The sequence below is a fragment of the Marinobacter psychrophilus genome, assembly GCF_001043175.1.
GTDB lineage: Bacteria > Pseudomonadota > Gammaproteobacteria > Pseudomonadales > Oleiphilaceae > Marinobacter > Marinobacter psychrophilus.
In genome coordinates this window covers 1,042,186-1,069,091 of the sequence record NZ_CP011494.1, presented here as the reverse complement: position 1 = coordinate 1,069,091, position 26,906 = coordinate 1,042,186, and the positions used below count along the sequence as shown (strand labels likewise).

The following is a 26,906-nucleotide window of genomic DNA, read 5'->3' as shown; positions in this document are numbered from 1 at the left end:
GTAAGGCATTTTACATACGACCAAACGGAGGCTGACCGCCTCCACCGCCGGGCGGCATCATACCACCCAAACCGCGCATCATGTTGGCCATTCCGCCTTTCTTACTGAATTTTTTCATCATCTTCTGCATTTGCTTGTGCTGCTTCAGCAGCCGGTTCACATCTTGAATCTGCGAACCGGAACCGTTGGCAATACGGCGCTTGCGGGAGTTATTAACGGTGTCCGGGTAACGACGCTCTTTGGGCGTCATGGAACAGATGATCGCTTCCATTTGCCCCATAGACTTATCGTTCACCTGCTCTTGGGCTACTTTGGCCAGCTGGCCCATGCCCGGCAGCTTGTCCATCAAGCCTCCAATGCCGCCCATGCTTTTCATTTGCTGGAGCTGGTCGCGGAAGTCTTCAAGATCAAAACTTTTGCCTTTCTTGATCTTTTTGGTGAGTTTCTCGGCTTTGCTCTGATCCAGCTTACGCTCGGCTTCCTCTATGAGGGAGAGCACATCGCCCATACCCAGAATGCGTGACGCCACGCGATCTGGATGGAACGGCTCTAAAGCGTCAGATTTTTCACCCACACCCAGGAACTTGATTGGTTTGCCGGTAATGTGGCGTACCGACAGGGCCGCACCACCGCGGGCATCGCCGTCGGTTTTGGTGAGAACCACGCCGGTCAGCGGCAGGGCTTCATTAAAAGCCTTGGCGGTGTTGGCGGCGTCTTGCCCGGTCATGGCGTCGACCACGAACAGGGTTTCTATCGGTTTTACCGCGGCGTGCAGGCGGCTGATTTCGCCCATCATCATTTCATCAATGGCAAGACGACCGGCGGTATCCAGTATCACCACATCAATGTGTTTTTTACGCGCTGCGCTGATGGCGCCTTCAGCAATGGCTACCGGATCTTGATCGGCGGAGCTGGGGAAGAACTCTACGCCTACCTCGTTCGCCAGGGTTTCCAGCTGTTTGATCGCGGCCGGGCGATAGATGTCGGCACTGACCACCATCACGCTTTTCTTCTGGCGCTCTTTCAGGAATCGCGCAAGCTTGGCAACGGTGGTGGTTTTACCAGCACCCTGCAGGCCCGCCATCATGATGACTGCAGGCGGGGTCACCGACAGGTTCAGGCCGGTGTTGGCCTCGCCCATCACTCGCTCCAGCTCCTGCTGCACCACTTTTGTAAATACTTGGCCGGGTGTCAGGCTACGCTGAACCTCCTGGCCAACGGCACGCTGGCGGACACTCTCTACGAAGTCCTTAACCACTGGTAAAGCAACGTCGGCTTCAAGCAGCGCCATTCGAACTTCACGCAGCGTATCTTTGATATTGTCTTCGGTAAGCCGCGCCTGACCCGTGATTTTGCGCAAACTGCCGGAGAGTCGGTCCTGTAGATTTTCAAACATGCGGTTCTTCCGTACCCGGATAAGAGTATTCAGGAATAATCAGGCCCCGGGGCCTGTTGATTCCGGTTGCATAATTGGCACATTATAACCAAACTATCTTCCCGAAACGACCAGCTCAGTGAAATCACCTTTAATGCGCCGTAAACCTCAGCCTGAACAGTGGCATATAGGGCAGCTCAGGATTAACACTTTATGGGAACGCTGATTCTCGCGGTTATCTCACTTCTGTTATACAGCATTGGCACGGCCCTGCAGGCTCTTCATTTCCGCGGCCGGGTACAAAGCAGCTTGGCAATGACCACTTTGGTGGGCATGCTCGCTTTGGTGGGCCACGCACTGCTAATCACTCAGATTGTGCATCATGATGGCGGCTTCGATTTCAGTATTGTGCGCAGCTCGCTGATTATCTCCTGGCTGATCACATTTTTGTTATTGGGCCTGAATCTTACCAAACCCCTGCAAAACCTTCTATTGGGCGTATACCCTTTAGCCGGCTTGACGATTATTGTTGCGCTGACAGCGCCCACTCCGGCGCGGCTGGTGCCAGACCACAGCTACGGCATGCTTACCCACATCGCTCTGTCAGTAACCGCTTACAGTCTGTTCAGCCTGGCAGCCATTCAAGCTGTGCTGTTGTCCGTCCAGAACCGCCAACTTAAAAGCAACTACAACAGCCGCCTGTTGCGCAACCTGCCCCCCCTGCAAACCATGGAGTCGGTGCTGTTCGAACTGGTGTGGGCCGGTGTTGTGCTACTGATTCTAGCCATTGTTACCGGCGCTCTTTTTGTGGAAGACCTGTTCGCCCAGGACATTGCCCACAAAACTCTGTTTTCGGTACTCTCGCTTCTGGTGTTTGTGGCTTTGCTGATTGGCCGCCACACCAAAGGCTGGCGCGGAGTAACCGCTAGCCGCTGGACACTGGCAGGCTGCGCGCTATTAATGGTAGCGTTCTATGGCAGCAAGCTGGTGCTGGAACTGATTTTCCATCACGGCCTTAGATAGGGTAACTGGTACGATAATGCGCTCACCGCCAAAGCTGGCTATGCCGCTTTACTTTCTGCGCTTTCCACGCTCTCGACAAATACAAGGACTCCTCGCTTGAACGAAACATCGCTGACCGCGCTGTTTATTACGCTAGCCGGACTGATTTTACTATCGGCCTTCTTTTCCAGCTCCGAAACCGGAATGATGTCGCTGAACCGGTATCGCCTGAAGCACATGGCGCAAACCGGTCACAAAGGTGCCAAGCGCGCCCACAGGCTTCTGCAGCGAACCGATCAACTGATCGGCGTTATCTTGATTGGCAACAACTTCGTCAACATCTTTGCCTCGGCCATTGCCACCGTCATCGCCATACGCATCTGGGGCGACGCCGGTATTGCCATAGCCACCGTGCTACTCACCATTGTCATCCTGATTTTTGCGGAGGTGACGCCTAAAACGTTGGCCGCACTGTTTCCGGAAAAAATCGCCTTTCCTGCCAGTTATGTTCTAGCTCCGCTGCTAAAAATACTCTACCCGGTGGTATGGGCAGTGAACCTGTTTACCGGCGGCATTTTGAAGCTGCTGCGGGTATCGCCGGAAGACATTGCCAACGACCACCTCAGCCGCGAGGAGCTGCGCACTCTGGTGAACGAAGCCGGCGCGCTGATTCCAGCCAAGCACAAAGATATGCTGGTGAGCATACTGGACCTGGAAAAAGTGACCGTGACGGACATTATGGTGCCCCGCAACGAAGTCGTCGGGATTGACCTGGATGACGACCTGGACAGCATCCTGCGCTTGTTACGCAACAGCCAGCACACCCGCTTACCGGTTTACAAAGGCGATATAAATGACATTCAAGGCATTCTGCATTTGCGTAATACCACCAAATTGCTGCAAAAAGACGACTTGAACAAAGATATGATTGCACAGCTGTGTACCGAGCCTTACTTTGTTCCGGAAAGCACACCATTGAACACCCAGCTGATTAATTTTCAGAAAGGCCGTCGCCGCTTTGGCATTGTCGTAGACGAATACGGAGAAGTGCTGGGCTTGGCCACGCTGGAAGACATTCTTGAAGAAATTGTGGGCGAATTCACCACCGATTATGCATCCACCAGCCCAGATATTATTCCCCAAGATAATGGCACCTATATTATTGACGGCACAGCTTCGCTGCGGGTAATTAACAAAAGTTTGTCTTGGAAATTGCCAATAGATGGCCCTAAAACTCTAAACGGGTTAATTACCGAAACTCTGGAGAACATTCCCGACAGCAACGTGTGCCTGAGAGTTGGCGGGCATCGAGTTGAAGTACTACAGATTAAAGATAACGTTGTAAAAGCGGCCATTGTGCATCCAAAAAAACGCAAGAAACGCGGGCTTGGCCGCTGAATATCACGCCAGCATTTGTGACCGTATAGTGCCTAATTTTGTGAGTTCGTCGTGAAAACTAAAAAGCAAACGTATAAAAAGAGTTCAACATGGGTTATTTTTAACACATAATTATAATTCTAATTGTTATAGCACCCTATACAAAGGCTTAGGTGGCGCGAGACAGACAGGAGCCTGCCATGAACGAACAGCCCGGCATTCATCATATCCACCAGCGCCAGAAGGTCGCTAACGGAGAAGCCGCGCCTGTTCCACCCGAAGTGGTATGCGTTCTGGAAACCGTTGTTGCCGGCTTGGGAGACCTGTTACAGGGCGCACTGGACGCGGTCGATGATTCGCTGTTTGAACTCGCCAACAATTGCCGCAACAATAACGAACAAAACCGCTACTTTGAAGCCATGCGGGAAATTCGCATCAAGCGCAAAGGTGTTGAGCGCCAGTTTAACGAGACTATTAGTTCATTTTTTGTGTTGCCCCCCAGCCAAAGCGGTCCTGATAACGGGCCCCAGGCGATAGACCCAGACAGCCTCGCGCTTGTAAGTAATGATGACCTGGAAGAACAGGTTGCATTGAATGCCATGGCTGCAAAAGCCAAAGCGCACTTTCAAGGTCAGTTAATTCAGCTGGACGCGCGATTCAGCCATGTGTACAAAGCAGCAGACGGCGTTACCGTTAATCCTTTGGCACCAGAGCATTTAGGCAAGGCGTTTATACACGCCATACAGCCCATGGAAATCCAGATTCGTGAGCGCCTGATTCTGCTAAAGCAGTTTGACCGCTTCGTTATGTCGAATCTTGGTATGTTATTAGACGAAGCCAACCGCATTTTGGTGAAAGCCGGGGTTGTACCTCACTTCCGCCATCAAGTTAAAGATAGCTCAAAAAATCAGGACAGCGGCGGCAAACCGACCGACAGCTCGGATTCAATGGGCACTTCGCAGGTGGATGCCGCAAGCGAAAGCGCAGTATTCGAACAAATACGCAGTATGCTTTCGCACCAACGTAGCAACGCCGATATGCCGCAGCGGCATTCCGGTAGCCGCCCGGTACACCCGCTGTCTGCTGGTGAGCTTGGCGAACTTCTTAACGCTTTACCAACACAGAACGCATTTGACACCGCTAGCTACACAGGCTTCGATGAAGACCTGAGCCAAGGCGAGCCGTTAACCATAGATTTACTAAATTTGATGCACCAACTTCTAGCGCAAACAAAGCACAAAGACGGACTCAAAGCCGCTATATCCGAGGCCGATGAAGACCTCATTAATTTGGTGTCGATGCTGTTCGATTTTATTCTCGACGACGATAACTTGTCAGCACCCATTCAGGTGCTGGTCAGCCGCTTGCAAATACCTATACTAAAAGTGGTGATGCGCGATAAAACCTTCTTCAGTCATGGTGGACATCCCGCCCGTCGCCTGCTCAACAACCTTGCCCGCGCCGGCATTGGCTGGAGCAACAGCGACGAAAAGTCGCGAGACAAACTGTATAACCAGATTCACGCCATCGTACAGCGCATTCTTGAAGAGTTTGACGGCGACGTGTCTTTATTTGTTGCCTTGAATGACGAATTCGACGCTTTTCTGGAGCGCGAAAACAAACGTTCAACTCTGGTGGAACAGCGCACCCGCGAATCTGAGCGTGGCCGCATAAAATCCCAGAAAGCGCAGCAAACCGTGGACGCGATATTAAAAGAGAAGCTGGCCCGTTACAAGCTGCCGCAAACCATTCACACCATCGTTGTTAATGGTTGGAGCCGGGTTATGTTCCTCACCTACCTCAGGGACGAGATGGAGCACCGCTGGAACGAGTCGGTAAAAGTGCTGGACGACCTTATTTGGTGCCTGCATCCCCATCACGAAGATGCCGAGCGCGACCAATGGGTTCGTGTGGTGCCGGGATTGCTGAAAACCCTGCGCGCCGGGCTTGAGGAAGTATCGTTCAATTCGTCCAAACTCGACGAAATGATGGCGCAGCTTAAACATGAACTGGCCGACGCTTTCCGCACCAACGCCGCTCTAGAAACTCGCACAGAACCTTTAGTAGTGGCGCCAGATTCTGAAAAAGCGGACATCGGCGAAGAACTGCAAGACAACGCCATTTCTGAATATATGGATCAGATTGACCAGATTGAAACCGGTAGCTGGGTAGAGTTCAGCCTGGTAAACGGCGCCAGCTTCCGTTGCAAACTATCGGCTATTATTGAAGAAGCCGACTGCTTTGTATTCGTTAACCGCATGGGCCTGAAAGTGATTGAAAAAACACGTACCGAGCTTGCCCAAGAAATGTGCCGGGGCCGGCTAACGCTGCTGGAACAAGGAGCGCTGATTGACCGCGCACTGAACGCTGTGGTGGGATCTCTTCGAAGCAAAGCAGGTTAGGGCTCCAGCACCTTGAACGAAAAATGCCGGCATGTAGCCGGCATTTTCTATTGTCACTGCACATCTTTTAAATGGCGTGAATTGTAGTCTTACTGCGTAGGCGTCATTCGCACCGCGCAATTTTTCTCGGCACTAAAAATTGCCCTTCAGGCTTCTGTCTGCTTACACGCAGCTTTTACAGCTGTGGCCAGTTCGCCATTTTCCGACATCTCCATAATGATGTCGCAGCCGCCAACTAATTCGCCACTAATATACAGCTGCGGGTAAGTAGGCCAACTAGAGTGCACCTTCAACGCTTCACGCAGTTCCGGGTTATCCAGAATGTTCACGAAAGCAAATTTCTCGCCGCACGCCATTAAGGCCTGAACTGTTTTTGACGAGAAACCGCACTGCGGTGCCTGAGGAGAACCCTTCATGTACAGAATAACCGAGTTTTCTTCGAGTTGGCTTTTAATGGTGTCGTTCATATCCATGTTATCTACCTCTGTGCTGGAAGCTAAAATGAAAAAGGAAAGCTTGCCTTGGGGCAATCAATTTTCCTCATTGTACACGGCCCCGGCAGACCTACCAACCGTCGCCGACCGCCCGCTCTTTGACCCAGAACATGCGGGGGCAGATTTCCGTACGCCGGGGGCAGATTTCAAATCTGTCCTCTATCGCTAAAGACGCGGCACCGGCTGGTCCTGATCGTTGTCATGCCAACGCAGAGCGGCTAGACTGGCTGCCCCTATTTTTTCACTTTACATCCACAATCATCAGGCTAGAAGCCCCGGCAACCCGGGCCTCCAGCGAGGTAAGGGCCATTGCATGGCAGTACGACATTTTTTAACACTGAACGACCTGACTCCCGATGAACTGGAAGCACTGCTGGACCACGGCTCACGCCTGCGTCGTGAATGGCACCAGGGCAAGACCCGCGACACCTTGAAAAATCGTGTTCTGGCGATGATTTTTGAAAAGTCATCTACTCGCACCCGGGTGTCTTTCGAAGCAGGCATGATGCAGCTTGGCGGCTCGGCGTTGTTTTTGTCGCCCCGCGACACCCAGTTGGGCCGCGGCGAACCGATTGAAGATTCGGCCATTGTTATCTCCAGCATGGTCGACGCAGTGATGATTCGGACCTTCGCCCACAATACCGTGGAGCGCTTTGCAGCGGCCTCCTCAGCACCCGTGATCAACGCACTGACTGATGACTTCCACCCCTGCCAGCTGTTGGCCGATATGCAAACCTATCGCGAAAACCGCGGCAGTATTCGCGGCGCCACGGTGGCCTGGATCGGCGATGGCAACAACATGTGCCATTCCTACATCAACGCTGCCGTCATGTTCGGCTTTCATTTGAACGTGGCCTGCCCGAAAGGTTATGAACCTGACGCCGCCGTATTTGAAGCACACAAAGAACATGTCACGGTAATGCGCGAGCCCGCAGACGCTGCCCGCGACGCCAACCTGCTGGTCACCGATGTGTGGGCTTCTATGGGCCAAGAAAGCGAGCAGAAAGCTCGTGAACTGGCGTTTTCGAGCTACCAGATTAATCCGCAGCTGATGTCACTGGCCGCTAAAGGCGCTCTGTTTATGCACTGCCTGCCGGCACATCGCGGCGAAGAGATCTCACAAGACATGATGGAGCATTCGGGCTCGGTAGTATGGCAGGAAGCGGAAAACCGCTTACATGCTCAAAAAGCCCTGCTGGAATTCCTGATTCTTAAACGTCTGGATTGATTATGAACAAGCCCGCAATCGCATCTGACTGGTTGCTCGAAGTCAACAACCTGTGCTGTGGCTATGGCGGCGAAGCTGTTGTGAAGAACGTCAGTTTTGCCCTACGCCAAGGCGACATTGGCTGTCTGCTGGGCCCAAGCGGCTGTGGCAAAAGCACTATGCTGCGTGCGCTGGCCGGTTTTTTGCCACTTAGCGATGGCAAAATCAGCCTTCAGGGCCAAGCCATCAGCCTGCCCGGTCGCGCTCTGCCGCCGGAAAAACGCCGTATTGGCATGGTGTTTCAAGATTACGCGCTCTTTCCGCACCTGAGCATTGCCGACAACGTTGGTTTCGGTTTGAATCGCCTGAGCAAAGCCGAGCGCCAACGCAAGGTCACTGAACTACTAGAACTGGTGCAACTACAGGATCTTGCCGACTGCTACCCTCACGAATTGTCGGGTGGGCAGCAACAGCGAGTTGCGCTGGCTCGTGCGCTGGCGCCAGAACCTACGCTGATTTTGCTAGACGAACCGTTTTCAAATCTAGACGCAGATTTGCGCCGGCGGCTAAGTCTGGATGTGCGTGACATCCTAAAAACCTTGGGCATCAGCGCCATTTTGGTTACCCACGACCAGCAAGAAGCCTTTGCAATGTGCGACCAGGTGGCGGTGCTGCAAAAAGGCCGAATTCAGCAATGGGACGTGCCGTTTAACCTGTATCACGAGCCGACCAATCGTTTTGTTGCCAGTTTTGTGGGCCAAGGTAGTTTTATACTTGGCAACACGCTGGGGCCAGACGCCATACAGTCAGAACTCGGCGTTATTCACGGTAACCGGGCTTACAGATGGGAAGCGGGCACACCGGTAGATGTGCTGATTCGGCCCGATGACATTGTTTACGATGAACATTCGCCTTTACGGCCCGAGGTGATTGAAAAAACCTTTGCCGGTACGTCCACTCTCTACCGTTTTCGCTGCTCCGAGTCCACCGAGTTCGAGGCTCTGTTCCGCAGCCACCTGGATTTCAATGTGGGTGATTTTGTTCCTGTGCGGGTCGATGCAGACCACCTGATTGCGTTTGAACACGAGGCCAGACAAGGCTAAAGCAAGCGCCACCGAGGGTGGCGCTTATGCCAACGAAGGCCTGGCCACCGTGCCAGTACATAATGCGCCGCACAATCGACAGTCCTAGCCCGTACCCGCCCGATGTGCGGGTACGGCTGTCATCCAGCCGTGAAAATGCAATAAATACCCGGTCCCATTCAGAGCGCGGTATACCTGGGCCGTCGTCTTCCACATCAATGCGGCAATTGTTGCTGTCTAGCCGACAGCGCACGCGCATCTGGCGGCTGGCGTAGCGTGCGGCGTTACCAACCAGATTCTGGATAGCACGGTGTAAATAACGCGGTTCTACCTCAGCCATGGGTAATGCCTCACTGGCGCCATCCACATCCAGCTCCATAACAACGGTTGGGTGCAAGAGCTGCTGCTGGGCGATGACTTGGCGCAGAAGATCAGGCACAGATGTCTGCTGCAGGAGGAACTTAGCCTCGCTCTGCTCCAACCGCGCGTAGGTCAATATTTCATCTATCAAGTCGTCCAGTTCCTGAATGTCGTCGTCTATGCCCTGCAACTGCTCCTCGCTGCGCTGCGACTTCTCGCTGTCGGCCAACATCTGCACGCCAAAACGAATGCGCGCCACCGGGGTGCGTAGCTCGTGCGACACCGCATGGATCATATCGTGCTGCACCTGCACAAGGCGGTGAATATGCTCGGCCATGCTATTGAAAGCTTTCGCCAAGCGCTGCTGCAGCACGCTGGAACCGAGTTCTACCCGCGCCGACAAATCGCCTCGAGCAATCCGCAGCGCTGCGGATTCAACCTTCAGCAAACGCCCATCCCAAGCGCGTGCCACAAAGCCGAGTAGCAATGCCAGAGCCGCTGCAAGCAGCAGGCACAGTGGCAAAATGATCACCAAACTCCAAGGTTTGAATGGCGGTGGTGGCACCAGCAGCACCATCTCGCCGTCAGCCAGCTGCAATGCCACGCGGGGGGCCTCTCCGGAGGGCGCGGTATACAGAACCAAGCCGTCACGGGCTAATTGCTGCAAAACATCGGCGGGTGGCAGGCGCTCGCCGGTGTCAATGAAATAAGCGCCAAGGCCTAGTGATGCGCTCAAATAACGCAGGGTTTCGGGGCGACGTTCAACCGTTGAGCGGTCTAGATGCCAGCGGAAAACCAACGCGCTGGCTCGCACAATGTCGCGATAAGGCGTGGCCAGGTTCAGGCCGAGGATCTGGCCGTCTTCACGGGCGACTAACAGGCGCCGGCCCAAGCTGGACGGCAACACCACCACCTGGCCGTAACCCAGGCGTTCGCGAATAACCGCGGTATCTGCCAACTGCGTGGCCGGGCCTACTTCGAGATTATAAGCCGGCACCAGCCAAGCGTAATGACCAACAGGATTTGCAGACTTCGCGAGCCATTGCATTAGCGCTGTGCCGTGATGTTCCAGCCACATTTGCTGGCGAATGCTGTTCAAACCTTGGAACAGCAACATACAGAGCACTGCGACTAACAGTACAAAACCCGCTAAGCGGGCATAAAGTTTTAGAAAGTAAATCCGGGGCATGGTGCGCACTCTGGCTCAAACAAAACTCGGGCTTAAGCAGCTATTCAGGTTTCTACGACTACTCAGGCTTCTTTTACAAACAGATAGCCTTTGCTACGCACCGTTTTTATGCGCCGTGGATGAATGGGGTCGTCACCAATTTTTGGCCGTATACGGGACACCCGCACGTCAATCGAGCGGTCTTGACCGTCGTATTCTATGCCACGCAAAGCGGCAAAGATTTCTTCACGGCTGAGCACCCTGCCCGCGTTGCTGGCCAGCAACCACAACAAGTCAAACTCGGCGCTGGTTAAATCCACTGTAACGCCAGACAGCCAGGCTTCGCGCATCGAGCTGTCTATCACCAACTCGTTGAACTGCACCCGCACCGGGCCTTCGCTCACGGCATCGCTGCTGACCAAAGGCTGGTTTTTTTCAGCAGCGCGGCGCATCAACGCACGAATACGCGCGAGTAACACCCGCGGTTGAACCGGTTTGCTAATATAGTCATCAGCGCCCATTTCCAGGCCCAGTATCTGGTCCATGTCGTCGGTTCTGGCGGTTAGCATCAGTATCGGACCGCTGTATCGCGGCCGCACCCGGCGGCAGATAGACAGGCCGTCTTCGCCGGGCAGCATCAAATCAAGCACCACAAGGTCTGGCTGTTCGTTCAGAATACGCTCTACAGCGGCCCCACCGTGGGATTCAATAGACACCGAAAACCCGTTATTCTGCAGGTAATCGTGGGTCAGACTGGCCAACCGTTCGTCGTCTTCTACAATCAGGATTCGCCAGTTGTCAGTCGTCAGTTCCATAACAGTCTTTCCTAACTTCAGGCTATGACAAGGGCCGGCCTTGGGCAATTTCCTCTGCACTAGCGCTGCGGCGACCAACAATTTCCAAATCAAAATACAAGGTTAGACCAGCCAGCGGGTGATTGGCATCAATACGCACCAAATTTCCGTCAAAACCCATCACCTGGACAATCTGCGCCTCGGTGCCCGTGTTGGTCTGAAACTTCATGCCCGCTTGTAAGTTCTCTACGCCTTCGAACATCGAACGCGGTACTTTACGCACCAGGTCGGCCCGATGTTCACCGTAGGCCATCGCTGGCGGCACGGTGACCTCAAGGCAGTCACCCACGCGGCGGTCTTTCACGGCACGCTGAATGCCCTCAACAATATCAGGGCTGCCGTACACAAAATGCAACGGCTCGCTGCCCTCAGAGGTATCTACCAGCTCACCAACGGCGTTTTTAAGTACATAGTGAACGGTGAACACGTCAATTGTAGAAGAAGAATCTTGCATAGGTTGCGTCATTACTCTTATTGGGGTGTATTGGTCAGTTGCAGGCCATAAATCAATAACCGCCGGTCCAGCTTCTGGCGCACCCCTTTCGGCGCGGCCAGTTGCATACGTTCTAGCAGCGATTGGAAGCGGCTTCGATCGTCACGGGTACGGGCGGCCCGCACCAAGGCCAGAAGTTTACCACGACCTGTGGCCGTTTCAGCCTGTATCCGTTTCAGCGCTTTAGCAATCACTAACTCTTCAGCGGTAAAGTCACAGCCAAATGGAAACGCTGGAAAACGGTTGTTGCCCGGCACGGCTGCTAAGGCTTTGTGGACATGTGCCGGCGTATTATCGGCCCAAGCTTTTGGCGGTTTGAAACTCTTCGCCACCTTGCCTGCTTTTTTCGCCTGCTGCAAAAGGCCGGCCTGGAAGCGGGCGTCGGCAATCGCGATCAGCCGCAGGTATACCTGCTCGTCAGACTGGCCCCGCAAATCGGCAATGCCATATTCGGTGATCACAATGTCCCGCAGGTGGCGAGGTATGGTGCAATGGCCGTAGCTGAACACAATATTCGACAATACTTTGCCAGCCGCTTTGCGAGTGCTGCGTAAACACAAAATGGATCGAGCGCCCGCTAACTCCATACCCATGGCCACAAAGTTGTACTGACCACCTACGCCGCTGACCACGCGGCCGTCTTCCAGGCCGTCAGACACCGCCGCGCCCGCCAAGGTGTACATCATGGTGGAGTTTACAAAGCGACCGTGCTGGCGCTGGGCGGTTTTCAACGCCTGATTACCAAAGCGGTGGTCGTAAAGGTCATTGATGAAGTTCACGCTGGTCATGCAGATGCGTTGGCGCTGCTGCGGCGACAGGTCACGCAGTGCCTGATAGAAGGATTCGGGGCCGATGTAGAAGCCGCCGTGCACCACTACGCCTTCGCTCAGCTTATCGCCCAAGCCGCCGTCTTGCAGCAGTCGGCGGGTGTCGGGGTGGCTAATGTCGGCAGGAACAGTGCGTTTCTGCAGGCTAAGCTGACCATCCTGCAAACACAGTTCAGAATGCACAATACCGAATCGCTGCAGGAATTCCAGATCCTGCAGCCTCAGCGGCGAGGCAATAATGTGTTCACGCAACAACACATCCAGTGTATCCAGGTTGATCTGCGGGCTAATGTCACCGCGGTTCAGCAACTCTTGCAGCCCTTGGTGAGCAAACACTTCACGCTTTAACACCCCGGCTTCCAACAGGTGCATAAAGCCGTCAATAATCATTTCGCTGCAACCGTAAAGGCCCTGATCAAACGTGCCGGTGCCACCAATACCATCGACAGCAGGATAACGGGTGGCGATATTCAGGTGCTGATATAAGTGCTTCCAAGCGTCGTTATGGCGGTGGCGTAAAATAGTGCTGTTGATAAGTGCAGCCCCTAGGGAACCGATACCCACCTGCAACGTACCACCGTCTTTTACCAATGTGCTGGCATAGAAACCAATCAAATGGTCCGGCGGGCTGATGGCCATTTGTGGCGCCGGAAACATCGGGTAATCGCTTTGCGGTTGCACCAACACCAAGTCTATATCGGCTTCGGCCATCTGGGCATCACGGCCTAACCACGGCAAATGCCGGTTCAGTTCACCCACTAATACGGTGGGCACACCCTCTTCGCGCTGGCGCGCGCGCAAAAGCGGGATGATGTCCAGAGTCAGGTCCGGATTGCAGCTCAGGCTCACCTGACCCGGCTCACCGTTTTGATCACCTGGCGCCACCATTTGAGCCACCACGTTGATACCCATCGCCATTAAATCGCGCACCGCATGAGTGTAGTTCAGGCTGATATAGTGGCGCTGCTGCGACGAATTGTGCATAAAACTGCCGGCCTTGAAAAAGAACTCCGACACTTTCACATTCGGCGGCAATTTGTTGGCCCGCACATCCAGAGCGTATTCCAGGTCTGGGATCGCGCCGTATAAACGCTCTGAAAAAGGTTCGAGGAAGCGCTTTTCCAAGGCCGAACGGCCACTGGGTTTCACCAGCGACAAGGCCGTGAAAATGTGCAGTTCGATTTGGGGGTCGCGCTTGGCGCGCTGATAGAGGGCATTTACAAAGCGCAGGGGCTTGCCCAAACCCAGAGGCAAACCAAGAATAATAGTGTTGCCAACACGGCGGATTACGTCTTCGACACAGGCGTCTGCGTCGTCCATTCGCATCGTGCAATCTTCAGCCATTTTCCGTTTCCCGTTAGCCCATAATGAATTCTGTTAGCAGAATCATCACATGGGCAGCACGGCCAAACAATGCGTCAGATCAGTAATCGGGTGTCCCACCAGGCTAATTCAGCGGTTTCAAAAGGTCCACTTCAGATTCAGGCAGGCGCCTTCGTCAATCAGGGAAAAGCCGTGGTCTGCCCTCATCGTTTCGTAGGCATAGCGGCGGGGAGTGTCGCGGCTTGCCAACGACAGGGTCAGCAGACGTGAGCCCACTTCGGCCAGAATATCGGTACTGCCTTCCGTTTGGTCAATAGTGGCGTAACTCCGCCCCGCCATGACATCTTGCAGCTGTTTTACATCGGCCATAGTGACAGCTTCTTTCACCGTGCCACGATCACTGCTGTCTGTTTGCTCAGACGCATCTGCACCGGCCGCAAAGATGACAATATTGATAATGAGCAATGTGAAAAATAGTCGAAGAATCATAATGGGCAACAATTGTTAGCTAACGAAAAATTATACAAACTGAATAAAACTAAGTCTAATACACTTCAGCCTCAGCGCTGTGTTTCAACGCACATTATCGCATCGTTTATTACCCGGTCAGTCAAACAACCGCAGTTGTGTGATCGGTGCCTCATCATTCCGAAACCTTACGCCCATTCCTAGCAACCGCACCGGCCGCCGAGTGTCGGTCATCAGTTCATTCAACAATAGTTGGTAGTCTGCTATAACGGGCAGCGCCGCAGATTCACGCACCCGTTCCAAAGTGTGCGTAGAAAAATCGCTGTAACGGATTTTTACAAACAGTTTGTGTAAGGGCTTTTGTTCCGCCTTGCGGGCAAGGCGCGCGTGTAAGTCATCTAGAAGATTCACCAACACTGCGTCACAAGCGGCTTTGTCTGGCAGATCCTGCGCAAAAGTCCGCTCAACGCTCAGGGACTTAGCGGTGCGCGACACCACCACCGGGCGTTCGTCGCGACCGTGGGCCATTTCGTGCAGGCGGTAACCCTGTTTGCCAAAACGCTCTATCAGAATTTCCGCGCCTAACTGCTGAAGGTCGCCACAGGTTTGGGCTCCCATGGAGTGGAGCTTGCCCGCTGTTACCTGGCCCACACCAAACAACTTTTGCACCGGCAGTTTGGCCACAAACCCGGCAATGTCTTGCGGCCGAATCACGAACAAGCCGTCGGGTTTTTCCCAATCGCTGGCAATTTTGGCCAAAAATTTGTTGGGCGCCACCCCAGCAGAAATAACAATGCCGGTTTGCTGCCTTACCCGCGCGCGCAAGTGGCGGGCAATCAGCGTGGCGCTGCCCTGGTGTTCAGTAACGTCAGACACATCCAAAAAAGCTTCATCCAGCGACAGCGGCTCTACCAAATCGGTCACCTCGCGCAATATGGCCATCACCTGCTGCGACACCGCCCGATAACGCGGCATATCCACCGGCACGGTCACCAGGTCCGGACACAGGCGTCTAGCCTCGCCGCCCGGCATGGCCGAACGCACGCCGTAAGCACGGGCCTGGTAGTTGCAAGTGGTTACTACGCCGCGTCCACCCTGTCCGCCCACCGCCAGAGGTACATTCCTCAAGGAAGGGTCATCACGCATTTCTACAGCGGCATAGAAACAATCGCAATCTACGTGAATTATCTTGCGTTGAGACATAAAACCCCACTTAACCACACGTGCTGTATATGCATACAGCCTTGTATCTTACCTCCAGTTGCTCAGAATGTCAGGACTGTCCACGGCAAGCCACTTATAAAGCCGTATTGCATGAATTTCTATCCATCTTTTTAACATCGCAAAAGGCCATCTATATCATGATCCAACCCATTTCAGACGCCCAGCGCACCGAATTGGAGGCGGCTGCTTTTCGTCGCCTTATTAGTCACTTGCGTGAACATACCGAGGTGCAAAATATAGATCTGATGAACCTGGCCGATTTTTGTCGCAACTGTCTGTCAAAATGGTATCTTGCCGCAGCACAGGAGCAGGGTGTAGAAATGACCAACCCCCAAGCGCGCGAAGCAATTTACGGCATGCCTTACGATGAGTGGAAACAACGCTACCAAAGCGGCCCAAAGCAGGATCACCATTAATGACCGACACCCCAACCACCGGCGCTAAACAGGGCTTTCAGCTGAAAAGCGCCAGTGTGTCGATGACCGCTCTGGAACTTTATTATTTCGAGAGCAAAGAGTTTGAAGCCGCGCTGCGGGAAAAAATCAGCCAAGCACCCGGCTTTTTCAAAGACGTTCCGCTGATTATAAGTCTTGAAAAGTACGAAGGCATGGACAGTGATCTGGATTTTTTCAGCATTATTGGCACCTGCCGGCGCCACAATATTCATGTCGTGGGCGTGCGTGGTGGAAGTGAAGACCACCGCCGCATGGCCCGCGGTGCGTCGCTAGCATTAATACCCGGCACCAACGCGCGCGATAAAGATCACGCCAGCGAGTCCGCCACCGGGGCGCCTACCCCCGAACCCATTGCGAAACCAATACCTGCGCCAGCGGTGGCGGTGCCCGCCAGAATCATCAGCCAGCCAGTACGTTCAGGTCAGCAGGTTTGTGCGGCAGAGGGTGACCTAGTGATTCTGGCGCCGGTGCAGCCCGGTGCTGAAGTGATGGCAGCGGGCAGTATTCATGTCTATGGCCCGCTGCGCGGTCGCGCACTAGCGGGTGTAAACGGCGACAAAAATGCGCGTATTTTTTGTCAATTATTAGAAGCAGAGCTTGTGTCTATCGCCGGACATTATAAGATATCTGAAGACTTGCAGGGCAGCGGCTGGAAAAGCGCCGTGCAACTTCAGCTCAAGGACGATCTGATGGTGGTAACGCCACTGGAAAAGGCCTGATCAAGCTTAAATTTGCCAGCAGTAACCGGTTTACTAGGCCTCGACAACCACGACATCGCAATGCGAGAACTAAATTTTGGCTAGAATTATTGTAGTAACCTCAGGAAAAGGCGGCGTTGGCAAAACCACCACCAGCGCTTCAATCAGCACCGGCATAGCCAAACGTGGCCACAAAACCGTGGTCATAGATTTTGACGTTGGCCTGCGTAATCTGGACCTGATCATGAACTGCGAGCGTCGGGTGGTGTACGACTTCGTTAACGTTATTCAGGGCGAAGCTTCACTGAGCCAGGCACTGATCCGCGACAAGCGGGTAAACACCCTGTTCATCCTGCCGGCCTCGCAAACCCGGGAAAAAGAAGCGCTGACCAAAGAAGGCGTAGAAAGGGTCATCAACGAGCTGGCACAAACCTTTGATTACATCATTTGTGACTCGCCAGCCGGTATTGAGCACGGTGCCCAGATGGCTCTTTACTTTGCTGATGAAGCTATTGTAGTCACCAACCCGGAAGTGTCTTCCGTGCGCGACTCTGACCGCATTCTGGGCATTCTACAAAGCAAGTCGCGCCGCGCCGAAAAGGGCCAGGATCCGGTAAAAGAACACCTGCTGGTGACCCGTTACAACCCAGTACGGGTAGAGCGTGGCGAGATGCTGTCGGTGGCCGACATAGAAGAAATTCTGGCGATACCGCTGATGGGTGTTATTCCCGAAAGCCAAATAGTGCTGAATTCCTCTAACCAAGGCCTTCCGGTTATTTTAGAGACCGAAAGCGACGCTGGCCAGGCTTATGATGATGCCGTGGCGCGCCTGCTAGGAGAAGAACGGGAACACCGTTTTATGACAGCCCAGAAGAAGGGCTTCTTTTCACGGATGTTCAAGGGAGACTAGCAAATGAGTTTTCTGGACTATTTCAGGAGCAAAAAAAACAATACCGCCAGTGTTGCCAAGGAGCGACTGCAAATCATTGTGGCCCACGAGCGGGGCCACCGCAAACAACCGGATTACCTGCCAGCGCTGCAGCAAGAACTGCTGGCGGTTATCCGCAAGTATGTGGACATCAGCGATGACATGGTACAAGTAGAGATAGACCGCACCGACACTTGTTCGGTGCTTGAACTGAACGTAACGCTGCCCGAGAAGTGACGCCGGCAAGGGTTCGGGCTAAGCTTTTACCTTCTTTTAAACATAGGCTGCCTGAATCATGCCGTTGCTTGCACGCGAGATAATGACCCCGAGTATCAAAGCGGTGCCCCAGTCCTGGACTATGGACAGGCTGGCACGCTTTCTGACCGATAACGAAATCGCTGGTAGCCCGGTCACCGACGATAGCGGCGACATCATCGGCATTGTTACCCTGAAAGATATTATCGAATTCCGCTGGAACGCCAGCCGCCCGGAAACCGAGGCCCAGTTGACGGAAGACGAAGCCCGCGAGGCCCGTCGCTTGCGCATGGTCATTTACGAGGGTATGGGCAAACTGCCGGTGGAGGTCAGAGACATAATGACCCCTATTCTGCTATCTGTTGACGAAGACACACCGGTGCGCAAAATTGCCAAAACCATGATGGCCGAGCATGTGCACCGTATATTTGTCACCCTTGATGGAAAAATCACCGGAATCATAACCACGTATGATCTACTCAAGATCATTGCCGACCGCGATATGACCCAGCGCTGCGCGAAGCAAGACTGAACCGGCCAGCCCGTATCCGCCCTCCGATTCGCCCGTTTTAGAGGTACTGCCCCTTATGCCCGCAGCATCGCAAGACCGCCTCAAGATGTACGTACTAGACACCAATGTTCTGATTCACGACCCCAACGCCCTGCTAAATTTTGACGAGCACCAGGTCATCATTCCGATGACCGTGCTGGAAGAGCTCGACAGCCTGAAATCCGGCAAGCAGACGGTAGCGGCCGATTGTCGCCAAGCCATTCGCACCATCGACCGGCTGTTAGGCGACGCCAGCCCGAAGCAGATTGAAAGCGGTGTACCTATAGCACGGGGCGAAAAAGCTGAGCCCATGGGAACTCTGTCGATCCTGATGAGTTCGGAATCGGTAAGCGGCCACGCCTTGCCCGAGCACTTGAACGATAACAAAATTATCAACAGCCTGGCCGCCCTGCAGAAACACCACACCGACCACGACATCATTCTGGTTAGCAACGACATCAACATGCGGTTGAAAGCCCGCGGCTTTGGCGTAGAAGCCCAGGCTTACCACAACGACCAGCTAGTAGACGACATCGGCCTGCTGCCCCGGGGCTATACCGAGTTCCCCGGTTCGTTCTGGGACACCATAAGCAAAGTCGAAACCAAGCAGCGGGATGGCGTCACCGAGCACAGATTCAAGCGCGAAGGCGAACTGGCGCGGCTGAACATCAACGAATTTGTGCTGGACCAACAGGGTTTTGTGGGCAAAGTGTGCGAACTGGGCGACGACTATCTGGTCATTCGCGACCTGCACCAGCACGACCTGATGAACGAAGAAGTCTGGGGTTTGCTTCCCCGCGATATCTATCAAGCCATTGCCCTGAACCTGCTGCTAGACCCAGACATTCACTTGGTGAACCTGACCGGCGCCGCAGGCTCTGGAAAAACCATTCTTGCGCTGGCGGCCTGCATTGAGCTGACCGTGGCCAGCAAACTCTACAAACGTATTATTGCTACCCGCAGTACCCAGGGGTTAGACGAAGACATCGGCTTTTTGCCCGGCACCGAAGCGGAAAAAATGGAACCCTGGCTCGGCGCCATTGTGGACAATCTGGAGGCGCTGCACGAAGACGACGAAAACATGACCGCCAGCGTGGATTACATTCTCAGCAAAGTCCCCCTGCACTTTAAATCCTTGAACTACATTCGGGGCCGCAGCTTTCAGCACAGCCTAATCATTATTGACGAATCCCAGAACCTGACCCCGCACCAGATTAAAACCATCATCACCCGCGCCGGTAACGGCTCCAAGGTGATCTGCCTGGGTAATCTGGCGCAGATTGACACCCCTTACCTGAGCGCTCTGAGCTCCGGCCTGACCTACATGACCGAACGCTTCAAAACGTTTCGCCACGGTGGCCACATACACCTACAAGGCGTGCCCCGTTCGGCATTGGCGGAATTTGCGGAAGCCAACCTGTAAGCTATGAAGATATCGCGCCTGCCAAGTGGTTAAAACCTGATTAAAAAAGCCTGGTCAGTTTGTTTGCTGACCGGGCTTTTTTCAACCTACCGCCAATTGGCCCAACACCCCGAACAAAAACCCTAGAACTGCGCCCATAGGCGGCAACCAGTGTTTTTCTAGCTTTGCCTGCGGAGCAATGTCCTGAAACACCAGATACAAAATACCGCCAGATGCAAACAGCATAATAAAGTCCAGAACCTCATCGTATTGCGCCAGCCAGACGTGCCCGACAACAGCTGCCGCCGGCCCCAAAGGCACCAGACAGCAGAATATCAACAGCACTTTTTTACCTTTCATATCTTGAGCTTTGCGGCCACGGTGAATGGTGGCTGGATCATCCGCCGCGGTCATTTCACGGTAGGCATTAAAACCTTCTGGGAAATTTTGCACCGCAATCAACAGCGCCAGCAGCATGCCACCCTGGCCGCCCACCGCAAACATAGCTCCCAGCGCCAGCGCTTCAGGTATGAAATCCGCCAGCATCGCGATCAACTGCGACACCGAGCCCTGAGCCTTCGCCAGCACCACATCCAGCAAACCAAATCCCAGCCCGCCTACAATCATGGCCAACGCGACCCACCAGCCACTTAGCAGGTCAACACTTTCTGGCACCAGCACCAGCGCTACCGCAGACAGCAATGCACCGCCACCAAAGGCAATCACCGCGTGGCGGAATTCGCTTTCCAGCCAGCTTGGCCCAATATGCTCAAACTTTGCCAGAACTGCGCCGATTGGAATGGCGGCTCCAGCCAGCGTTGCTAAAATAACGGTCGTCCATAACGAAGTCATAACTGCGGGTATCTCCCTTCTTTTTGATAAATTCCAAGTCAGCAGCCTACACACTACCCAGCGCCACCATTGTTGCCAATCAGCCATGTTGTATCGCCAAGCGGCTGCCAAGGTTCAACGTGATGCGCTTTTTCTTTACCAATACCCCAAAATTTTCCACCACACACCGCCAACCACAACCCAAACGGCCAGGTTAACCACGCTCATCACAAACCCGGCCTTCCACCATTCACCCAACTCTACATAACCGGAACCGAAGATAACCGGGGAAGTACCGGTGGCATAGTGAGTCAACGTCATCATGATGGACGACGTCGCCGCCATCATCAGCACAAACGCCATGGGTGGCGCGCCCAAGCTAAGACCAACCACCAAAAAGGCACCCATCATCGCCGTAATGTGCGCTGTGGTGCTGGCAAAGAAATAGTGGGAATACAGAAACACCAGCACCAATATCGCGGTGGAGGCCGGCCAAGAAAGGCCAGTACTAACAATGCCATCCTGAATCGCGCCAGAAAACCATTCAATCACCCCCAACTCGTTAAGCTGGGTCGCCATCATCACCAGCGCGCCAAACCAAACCAGCGTATCCCAGGCGCTTTTCTCGCCGAGTACGTCTTTCCAGTTCAGTACACCGGTGACCAAAAGAATCGACAAGCCGACAAAAGCGGTGGTGGTCGAGTTCAGTTTGAACGTGTCCCCAAAAATCCACGCCGGCACATCGGCCCACAACAGCAACAGTACGACAAATACGCCCAGCATAATGCCCTCATCGCGGCTCAATTTGCCCAGTTTTTTCAGGCGTTCACGGGCAAAATCAACCGCGTGGGGAGTGGCTTTGATCTCTGGTGGATACATCAGATAAATCACCAGCGGCATCAGCGCGATGGCGACCAGGCCCGGCAGCAACATTGCCAGGGCCCAGGTTGTCCAGCTTAAAGTAATGGCCGACCCGGTAGCGTCGGCAATCAGCTTGACCGTCAGCGGGTTGGGCGCCGTCGCGGTAATGAACATCGCCGAGGTAATGGGGTTGGCATGATAGTTCACAAGGGCCAGGTACTTACCAATTTTGTTGGTATTGCCGTTGTCTGGCGTGCACTCAAAACTCTTGGCGATAGACAACATAATCGGGTGAATAATCGCACCGCCGCGTGCGGTATTGCTGGGCGTAACCGGTGCAATCACCAGCTCGGAAATTGCCAGGCCGTAGCCGATGCCAATCGTGCGTTTGCCGAAAATGGAAATGAAATAATAGCCAATCCGCTCACCCAGTCCAGTTTTTATAAGCCCGCGAGAAATCATAATGGCCACGGCTATCAGCCAAATCAACGAGTTATCAAAACTGCCCAGTGCATCACGAATGGCGGTGCCAGGGTTATCGCTGGTAACGCCGCTTACGGCAACTACGGTAATCGCGACAATTGAAATGGCACCGATGGGCATAGCCTTGCTAATAATCGCGGCAATAGTGGCCACAAAAATAGCCAACATCAGCCAGCCTTGAGCAGAAACGCCTTCCGGCGTGGGAATAAACCAGATAGAGAATCCGATGGCGATTGCAATCAGCGCGGGCAGAAGGCGGAAATCGGACGTAGAAGAGGGCATCACAAAGCTCCTTTAGTGATGTTTAAAACCTCTTTTAACTTTAACGCACTGAGCCCCGAAACTTCCAGCTTCGAGGCTCACTGCGATCATCGTAAAAACCCTTACTGGCGAATCGTGTTACCCGACGAAAACAGGGGACGCCACAAAATTCCAGACAATAACCGAACCCACACGGGTGGCGACCAGAATAACAAGCGCCACAGTTAACAGTGCGCCGCCGTAAAATACGGCTCTGTCTTGATCAATGCCCATCACGATGGGAAGCCCGTCATACATCAGCCAGGCGCCGTAACAGGCAGCCGCCAAAAATACCATCGCATTGAACCAGGGCACCGGGTACAGCAGAGCGAAGCCTGCCAGAAACATCGGTGTGCAGGAATAAGCCGCCAGTGCAATGCCGTTAGACGGCGTTATCTCTTCTTTAGCCCCGTAGGTTTTAGCCATCCAGTTCACGGCATAACCCAGCGCAAAAACGCCCACCAGCATAGCAATGTACGTTAGCACGCTGAGTTGGGCCGCACTGATTTCGGTCAGCTTAACAATCCTTTCGCTGCCCACTTTCCAACCAAAAATAGCTGTTGAAATGTAAGCACAAATCGGGGCTATCGCCGCCAGAATCAAGACGTAGGCAACATACAGCCGGCGGGGTGTTTCGTGCTCGTTGCGAATGGCAGCCCATTCTGCGTCCGGTTTCGTGAATAATCCAAAAGCGTGTGAAAGAAGCATGAGCACCACCTGTTGTTGTCGTTGTTATTGTTGTCTATAAGAGTATATACGACACTTTCGATTTCGCCAGATCAGCGGCGATTGAAATAATCGATTAAAATTTGACTACCTACTCCCGATTCGAAATCATAAAGCGTCCCACCTTTGAGGCTCAACCTAGAACGGCCCAAGTCGGGCGCTTTTTAAGGCCGGCAGCCCACACAACGCCGTTCACCCTTTAATTTGAAACTTTTTCAGAATCGTGTCCAGCAACTCCGCCTGCTCGTTCAGTTTTAACGCCGTATTGGCCGTTTCTTTTGCGGTATGGTTACTCGCTTGAGTAATCGTCTCGATCCCCGTAACGCTCTCGGTAATGTATTCGGCAGCTTTCGCTTGTTCGCTGCAGGCGTGCGCTATTTGGGCCACAAGGTTGGATGCTTCATTCACGTTAGCGAATATATTTTTTAATGACTCCGTTGTTTTGCTCGCAATATCGATACCGTTTTTAGCTTTTTCAGTCGATTTCTCAATCAATGCGGATGTCTCTTGGGCCGTATTCGCACTTCGTCTAGCCAAATTTCTTACTTCGTCAGCAACCACCGCAAAACCACGCCCTTGCTCTCCTGCCCGGGCCGCTTCAATCGCGGCGTTTAAAGCCAACAAATTTGTTTGGGATGCAATTTCGTCAATTGTTTTAATGAAAGACTCAACATTTTTGCTTGAACTGTTAATTTCTTCCATCGCAACCATCATACGCGACATTTCTTTACTGCCTGCTTGCGCTGCTTGCTGAGCATCGGCTGTTAACTTCTGAGCTTGCAAAGCGCTATCGGCATTTTCATTGGTTTGAGACGTTAGTTCAAATAACGACGATGAAATACTCTCTAAATTCGTCGCTTGTTTATTTGCACCCTCAGCAACTTTTTTACTGGCCCCCGATAACTGACCACTGCCCGCAGAAATCGCATTGCCCGCTTCCTGAACCTTCCCAAAAAACTCATTTAGGTTAGCCACCATTTTCTGCATCGAACGGCCTAACACATCACGCTCTGACGCTAAGGAAACCTCAACGGTTAAATCGCCTTGCGCAATGCGCTCTAGTACTTCGGCTTTTTCCTGTAGGTTTTCAGCCATATTCTGTAAGGTCGCAAAAATCCCAATTGAATTCTTTCGCGACATTGCCTCAGCGTTGGCTTGCAGATCACCTCCCGCAACATTCGTTGCGATTTTTTCGATATATGCCGGCTCCCCGCCTAGTTGGCGCATGATACTTTTCGCAAAAAAATGCAGCCAAAGCAAAACCGAAAATAATCGCAATCAGTGTGCCAAACACCGTTATATTAATCACAAAAGCCGAATCGGAATTCAAAGAGTTCATTCGTGTCACCATGAGCGACTCTTCTCTTTCTTTAAATGTAGCAACTTGTTTTCGAAATTTATCAAAATGCTCCTTGCCTTTCGCCTGCCCTACGACGTTCGCAATGTCATAGAGAGTTCTTATAACGCCCACCTGCCGACGCAGAGCAATGTTCGGTTCACCAATTTCTCGCTTCCATGTTGCAACGGCCTCTCTGATTTCAGACAACAACAGTACTTGCTGAGGGTCTTTTTCAACCGTCACTGACAGCTCATCAATTAGTGCATTTATCTGTTTTTCACCTAATTTGTAAGGATCGAGAAACGGTTCTTGTCCCGTCAACAAAAACCCTCGCATACCCGTTTGCATATCAACAGCCGCTGATTCAATCGAGGAAGCTTTGGCCAACACCTTATAAGTGTGGTCTACCGAGTTAAAGTTATAGAGCAAAGACTTAATGCCCACATAAGCGATTGTCGATATAACAATTAAAAACAATAAGATTAGCCCGTTTACCAAGAATAATTTGGTGCGCAATCTCATGTTTTCCATGATTTTCCCCAGACTAAATAGACGCAGATCGCCTAGCAATTGAATTTATTGAAAACCTATACGCTTATCGTAGAATTTCTGAAAAACTTTAGGGGAAATCAAGCCCAACAGCTTGTTGTCCTCCCACTTCCAGCATAATTATGCCTTTTGCGCTGCTGGCAACATGCAGCCATCCGCAGGCGACTTTTCTGCTAAGCCAAACTTTGAAATATTAAAAAGTCGAAATCTTTTACACTTTAACTGTAGCTCAGCGCAACGTACAACTTAAGTGCTAACAACGCTAATTGAGCCATGCCCTGCTGTGACCAAGGTCACACAGTGGGAGGCTTCAGATGCAGAGAGAGCAAAAAAGGGGGACAGATTTAAAATCTACCCCCCCTTTTTTTGCTAAGGCTCACAGCGATTCAATTCCATCAACCATCGCTGATCATAACGCCTTTCACATTCACGAACTCGAGCATGCCAAAACCACCATGCTCACGGCCATAGCCGCTTTCTTTCACCCCGCCAAAGGGCATGTTTGGCAGCGCCAGGTTGTAGCCATTAATGTTCACCATACCGGTGTCCAGTTCGTCACGGGCAATGCGGATCGCTTCTGCTTCATCTGCAGAAAAAATACCACCACCTAAGCCATACACAGAATCATTGGCAACCGCGATCGCTTCGGCTTTATCTTTTACCCGAATCAGCGCGGCCACGGGGCCGAACAGCTCGGCGTCGTAAGCGGGCTGGCCTGGGGTGACATTTTCCAGAACCGTCGGCGGGTAATAGCAACCCTTACCCTCTGGAATCTCGCCGCCCAGCAAGCAGGTGGCGCCGGCGTCAATCGACTTGCGCACCTGATCGTGCAGTCCATCCCGCAGATCCTTTCGGGCCATGGGGCCGATATCGGTTTGCGGGTCAGTCGGGTCACCAAATGTCACGTTTTTCATCGCGGCAACGTAGGCATCACGGAACTGGTCGTAAACCGCATCGTCAATAATAAAACGTTTGGCGGCAACACAGGTTTGACCGGCGTTGTACACCCGGCCCTGCACAGAAAACTTCACAGCCTTTTCAATGTCGGCGTCGGCCAGCACCAAATAGGCATCGTTACTGCCCAACTCCATCACTGATTTCTTCAATGCTTTGCCCGCTTTTTCGGCAACAATGCGGCCCGCACCCGGGCTGCCCGTTAGCGTAACGCCGCGAACACGCTTGTGTTCGATCACCGCATCTGAAACGTCATGGCTGATCAGCAGCGTACGAAAGGCGTTTTGGGGCAAGCCGGCATCGCGATACAGCTGCTCAACCTCAACGGCCATACCCCACACGTTGGCTGCGTGCTTCAACAGTACGGTATTACCAGCCATCAGGTTGGCGGCGCTGTAACGGATAACCTGATACAGCGGGAAATTCCACGGCTGAATGCCGTAAATGACGCCCTGGGGCTGATAGGTCACCAAGCCGCGGCCACCGTCAATGTTGCGGGGTTCGTCAGCCAATACCTGCGCGCCCTGATCTGCGGTGTACTCGCAAATGGCCGCACACAAATCGCATTCCTGCTTGCCCTGCGCCAGGGTTTTACCCATTTCACGGGTCATCAGCGCGGCGTACTCATTCTTGCGCTCGCGAATCAGTTCAGCGGTTTTTCGCAGCACATTCGCGCGATCCAAAAACCGTGTTTGCCGCCAGCCCGAAAAAGCCTCGTGGCACTGATCGACAATGCCTTCTGCTTCTTCCCGGGATATCAAAGAATAGGTTTCGATCACTTCTTCCGTTGCCGGATTGATTGTCTGGTTTGAATCTGACATCGCTATGCCTCCTTCAGGTGGAATTGCGTTTCAGGACCATCGCCCGGTCCATCCGACCGAAATCCATCCTCGGAAGTTAACACACCAACAAAGCGCTA

Annotated in this window: 25 protein-coding genes; 11 read left to right on the top strand and 14 right to left on the bottom strand. The window is 53.1% G+C overall.

All coding sequences use genetic code 11. The annotated features are described in order from the left end of the window. Window positions 1-10 precede the first annotated feature (10 nt). Window positions 11-1,396 (bottom strand): signal recognition particle protein, encoded by a 1,386-nt coding sequence (ffh, locus tag ABA45_RS04830; protein WP_048384538.1) that lies wholly within the window; start codon window positions 1,394-1,396, stop codon window positions 11-13. 192 nt (window positions 1,397-1,588) lie between these two features. Here ffh and ABA45_RS04825 point away from each other — a divergent pair, with 192 nt between their 5' ends. The 3 genes from ABA45_RS04825 to ABA45_RS04815 all read left to right on the top strand — a co-directional run bounded on the left by ABA45_RS04825 (window position 1,589) and on the right by ABA45_RS04815 (window position 6,156). Beyond that, a complete protein-coding gene (locus ABA45_RS04825) occupies window positions 1,589-2,398 on the top strand; it encodes a cytochrome C assembly family protein (RefSeq protein WP_048384537.1) in 810 nt (269 codons plus the stop codon). 96 nt (window positions 2,399-2,494) lie between these two features. Next, a complete protein-coding gene (locus tag ABA45_RS04820) occupies window positions 2,495-3,775 on the top strand; it encodes an HlyC/CorC family transporter (protein WP_014870236.1) in 1,281 nt (426 codons plus the stop codon). 179 nt (window positions 3,776-3,954) lie between these two features. Then, window positions 3,955-6,156 (top strand): DUF1631 domain-containing protein, encoded by a 2,202-nt coding sequence (locus ABA45_RS04815; RefSeq protein WP_048384536.1) that lies wholly within the window; start codon window positions 3,955-3,957, stop codon window positions 6,154-6,156. A 146-nt stretch (window positions 6,157-6,302) separates the two neighbouring features. Here ABA45_RS04815 and grxD read toward each other — a convergent pair whose 3' ends face one another. Further along, complete coding sequence (gene grxD, locus ABA45_RS04810; protein WP_014870234.1) at window positions 6,303-6,629, bottom strand: Grx4 family monothiol glutaredoxin; 327 nt, start codon at window positions 6,627-6,629, stop codon at window positions 6,303-6,305. Window positions 6,630-6,963: 334 nt separating this feature from the next. Between grxD and argF the strand changes: the two genes are divergently transcribed. Both argF and ABA45_RS04800 read left to right on the top strand, forming a co-directional pair. Beyond that, complete coding sequence (gene argF / locus ABA45_RS04805; RefSeq protein ID WP_014870232.1) at window positions 6,964-7,878, top strand: ornithine carbamoyltransferase; 915 nt, start codon at window positions 6,964-6,966, stop codon at window positions 7,876-7,878. Window positions 7,879-7,880: 2 nt separating this feature from the next. Continuing rightward, window positions 7,881-8,960 carry an ABC transporter ATP-binding protein gene (locus ABA45_RS04800; protein ID WP_048384535.1) on the top strand — a complete coding sequence of 360 codons (1,080 nt, stop codon included), beginning with the start codon at window positions 7,881-7,883 and terminating at the stop codon, window positions 8,958-8,960. On the opposite strand, the gene ABA45_RS04795 is transcribed toward ABA45_RS04800, so the two are convergent. The 6 genes from ABA45_RS04795 to dinB all read right to left on the bottom strand — a co-directional run bounded on the left by ABA45_RS04795 (window position 8,881) and on the right by dinB (window position 15,635). Continuing rightward, window positions 8,881-10,488 carry an ATP-binding protein gene (locus tag ABA45_RS04795; protein WP_048384534.1) on the bottom strand — a complete coding sequence of 536 codons (1,608 nt, stop codon included), beginning with the start codon at window positions 10,486-10,488 and terminating at the stop codon, window positions 8,881-8,883. The two genes, ABA45_RS04800 and ABA45_RS04795, sit on opposite strands and share 80 nt — an antisense overlap. 62 nt (window positions 10,489-10,550) lie before the next feature. Next, on the bottom strand, window positions 10,551-11,282 hold the full coding sequence (locus ABA45_RS04790; protein WP_048384533.1) for a response regulator: 732 nt from the start codon (window positions 11,280-11,282) through the stop codon (window positions 10,551-10,553). A 22-nt stretch (window positions 11,283-11,304) separates the two neighbouring features. Then, on the bottom strand, window positions 11,305-11,775 hold the full coding sequence (locus ABA45_RS04785) for an FKBP-type peptidyl-prolyl cis-trans isomerase (RefSeq protein WP_007348794.1): 471 nt from the start codon (window positions 11,773-11,775) through the stop codon (window positions 11,305-11,307). A gap of 17 nt (window positions 11,776-11,792) precedes the next feature. Beyond that, window positions 11,793-13,985: an acetyl-CoA hydrolase/transferase C-terminal domain-containing protein gene (locus ABA45_RS04780; RefSeq protein ID WP_048384532.1), complete on the bottom strand. Its 2,193-nt coding sequence runs from the start codon at window positions 13,983-13,985 to the stop codon at window positions 11,793-11,795. 117 nt (window positions 13,986-14,102) lie between these two features. After that, a complete protein-coding gene (locus ABA45_RS04775) occupies window positions 14,103-14,453 on the bottom strand; it encodes a hypothetical protein (RefSeq protein WP_048384531.1) in 351 nt (116 codons plus the stop codon). 117 nt (window positions 14,454-14,570) lie between these two features. Continuing rightward, window positions 14,571-15,635, bottom strand: a complete 1,065-nt coding sequence (dinB, locus tag ABA45_RS04770) for a DNA polymerase IV (protein ID WP_048388695.1) — start codon at window positions 15,633-15,635, stop codon at window positions 14,571-14,573. A 158-nt stretch (window positions 15,636-15,793) separates the two neighbouring features. Between dinB and ABA45_RS04765 the strand changes: the two genes are divergently transcribed. From ABA45_RS04765 to ABA45_RS04740, 6 genes are all read left to right on the top strand, one after another. Beyond that, window positions 15,794-16,072, top strand: a complete 279-nt coding sequence (locus ABA45_RS04765) for a DUF1244 domain-containing protein (RefSeq protein WP_048384530.1) — start codon at window positions 15,794-15,796, stop codon at window positions 16,070-16,072. Next, a complete protein-coding gene (minC, locus tag ABA45_RS04760) occupies window positions 16,072-16,830 on the top strand; it encodes a septum site-determining protein MinC (RefSeq protein WP_048384529.1) in 759 nt (252 codons plus the stop codon). Before ABA45_RS04765 ends, minC begins: the two co-directional genes overlap by 1 nt. A 76-nt stretch (window positions 16,831-16,906) precedes the next feature. Beyond that, complete coding sequence (gene minD, locus ABA45_RS04755) at window positions 16,907-17,719, top strand: septum site-determining protein MinD (RefSeq protein WP_048384528.1); 813 nt, start codon at window positions 16,907-16,909, stop codon at window positions 17,717-17,719. A 3-nt stretch (window positions 17,720-17,722) separates the two neighbouring features. Then, window positions 17,723-17,974: a cell division topological specificity factor MinE gene (gene minE / locus ABA45_RS04750; protein WP_014870220.1), complete on the top strand. Its 252-nt coding sequence runs from the start codon at window positions 17,723-17,725 to the stop codon at window positions 17,972-17,974. 58 nt (window positions 17,975-18,032) lie between these two features. Continuing rightward, on the top strand, window positions 18,033-18,524 hold the full coding sequence (locus ABA45_RS04745) for a CBS domain-containing protein (protein ID WP_048384527.1): 492 nt from the start codon (window positions 18,033-18,035) through the stop codon (window positions 18,522-18,524). An 85-nt stretch (window positions 18,525-18,609) separates the two neighbouring features. After that, on the top strand, window positions 18,610-19,965 hold the full coding sequence (locus tag ABA45_RS04740) for a PhoH family protein (protein ID WP_048388691.1): 1,356 nt from the start codon (window positions 18,610-18,612) through the stop codon (window positions 19,963-19,965). An 81-nt stretch (window positions 19,966-20,046) separates the two neighbouring features. On the opposite strand, the gene ABA45_RS04735 is transcribed toward ABA45_RS04740, so the two are convergent. From ABA45_RS04735 to ABA45_RS04715, 6 genes are all read right to left on the bottom strand, one after another. Then, on the bottom strand, window positions 20,047-20,796 hold the full coding sequence (locus ABA45_RS04735; protein WP_048384526.1) for a ZIP family metal transporter: 750 nt from the start codon (window positions 20,794-20,796) through the stop codon (window positions 20,047-20,049). A 135-nt stretch (window positions 20,797-20,931) separates the two neighbouring features. Then, on the bottom strand, window positions 20,932-22,401 hold the full coding sequence (locus tag ABA45_RS04730) for a DASS family sodium-coupled anion symporter (RefSeq protein ID WP_048384525.1): 1,470 nt from the start codon (window positions 22,399-22,401) through the stop codon (window positions 20,932-20,934). A 117-nt stretch (window positions 22,402-22,518) separates the two neighbouring features. Continuing rightward, window positions 22,519-23,127 carry a Yip1 family protein gene (locus ABA45_RS04725; RefSeq protein WP_048384524.1) on the bottom strand — a complete coding sequence of 203 codons (609 nt, stop codon included), beginning with the start codon at window positions 23,125-23,127 and terminating at the stop codon, window positions 22,519-22,521. A gap of 210 nt (window positions 23,128-23,337) precedes the next feature. Then, window positions 23,338-24,372, bottom strand: a complete 1,035-nt coding sequence (locus ABA45_RS19240; protein ID WP_227506130.1) for a methyl-accepting chemotaxis protein — start codon at window positions 24,370-24,372, stop codon at window positions 23,338-23,340. Continuing rightward, window positions 24,308-25,015 (bottom strand): CHASE3 domain-containing protein, encoded by a 708-nt coding sequence (locus tag ABA45_RS19235; protein WP_227506129.1) that lies wholly within the window; start codon window positions 25,013-25,015, stop codon window positions 24,308-24,310. Before ABA45_RS19235 ends, ABA45_RS19240 begins: the two co-directional genes overlap by 65 nt. Window positions 25,016-25,428: 413 nt before the next feature. Then, complete coding sequence (locus ABA45_RS04715; protein ID WP_048384523.1) at window positions 25,429-26,808, bottom strand: NAD-dependent succinate-semialdehyde dehydrogenase; 1,380 nt, start codon at window positions 26,806-26,808, stop codon at window positions 25,429-25,431. Between the last annotated feature and the right edge of the window lie 98 nt (window positions 26,809-26,906).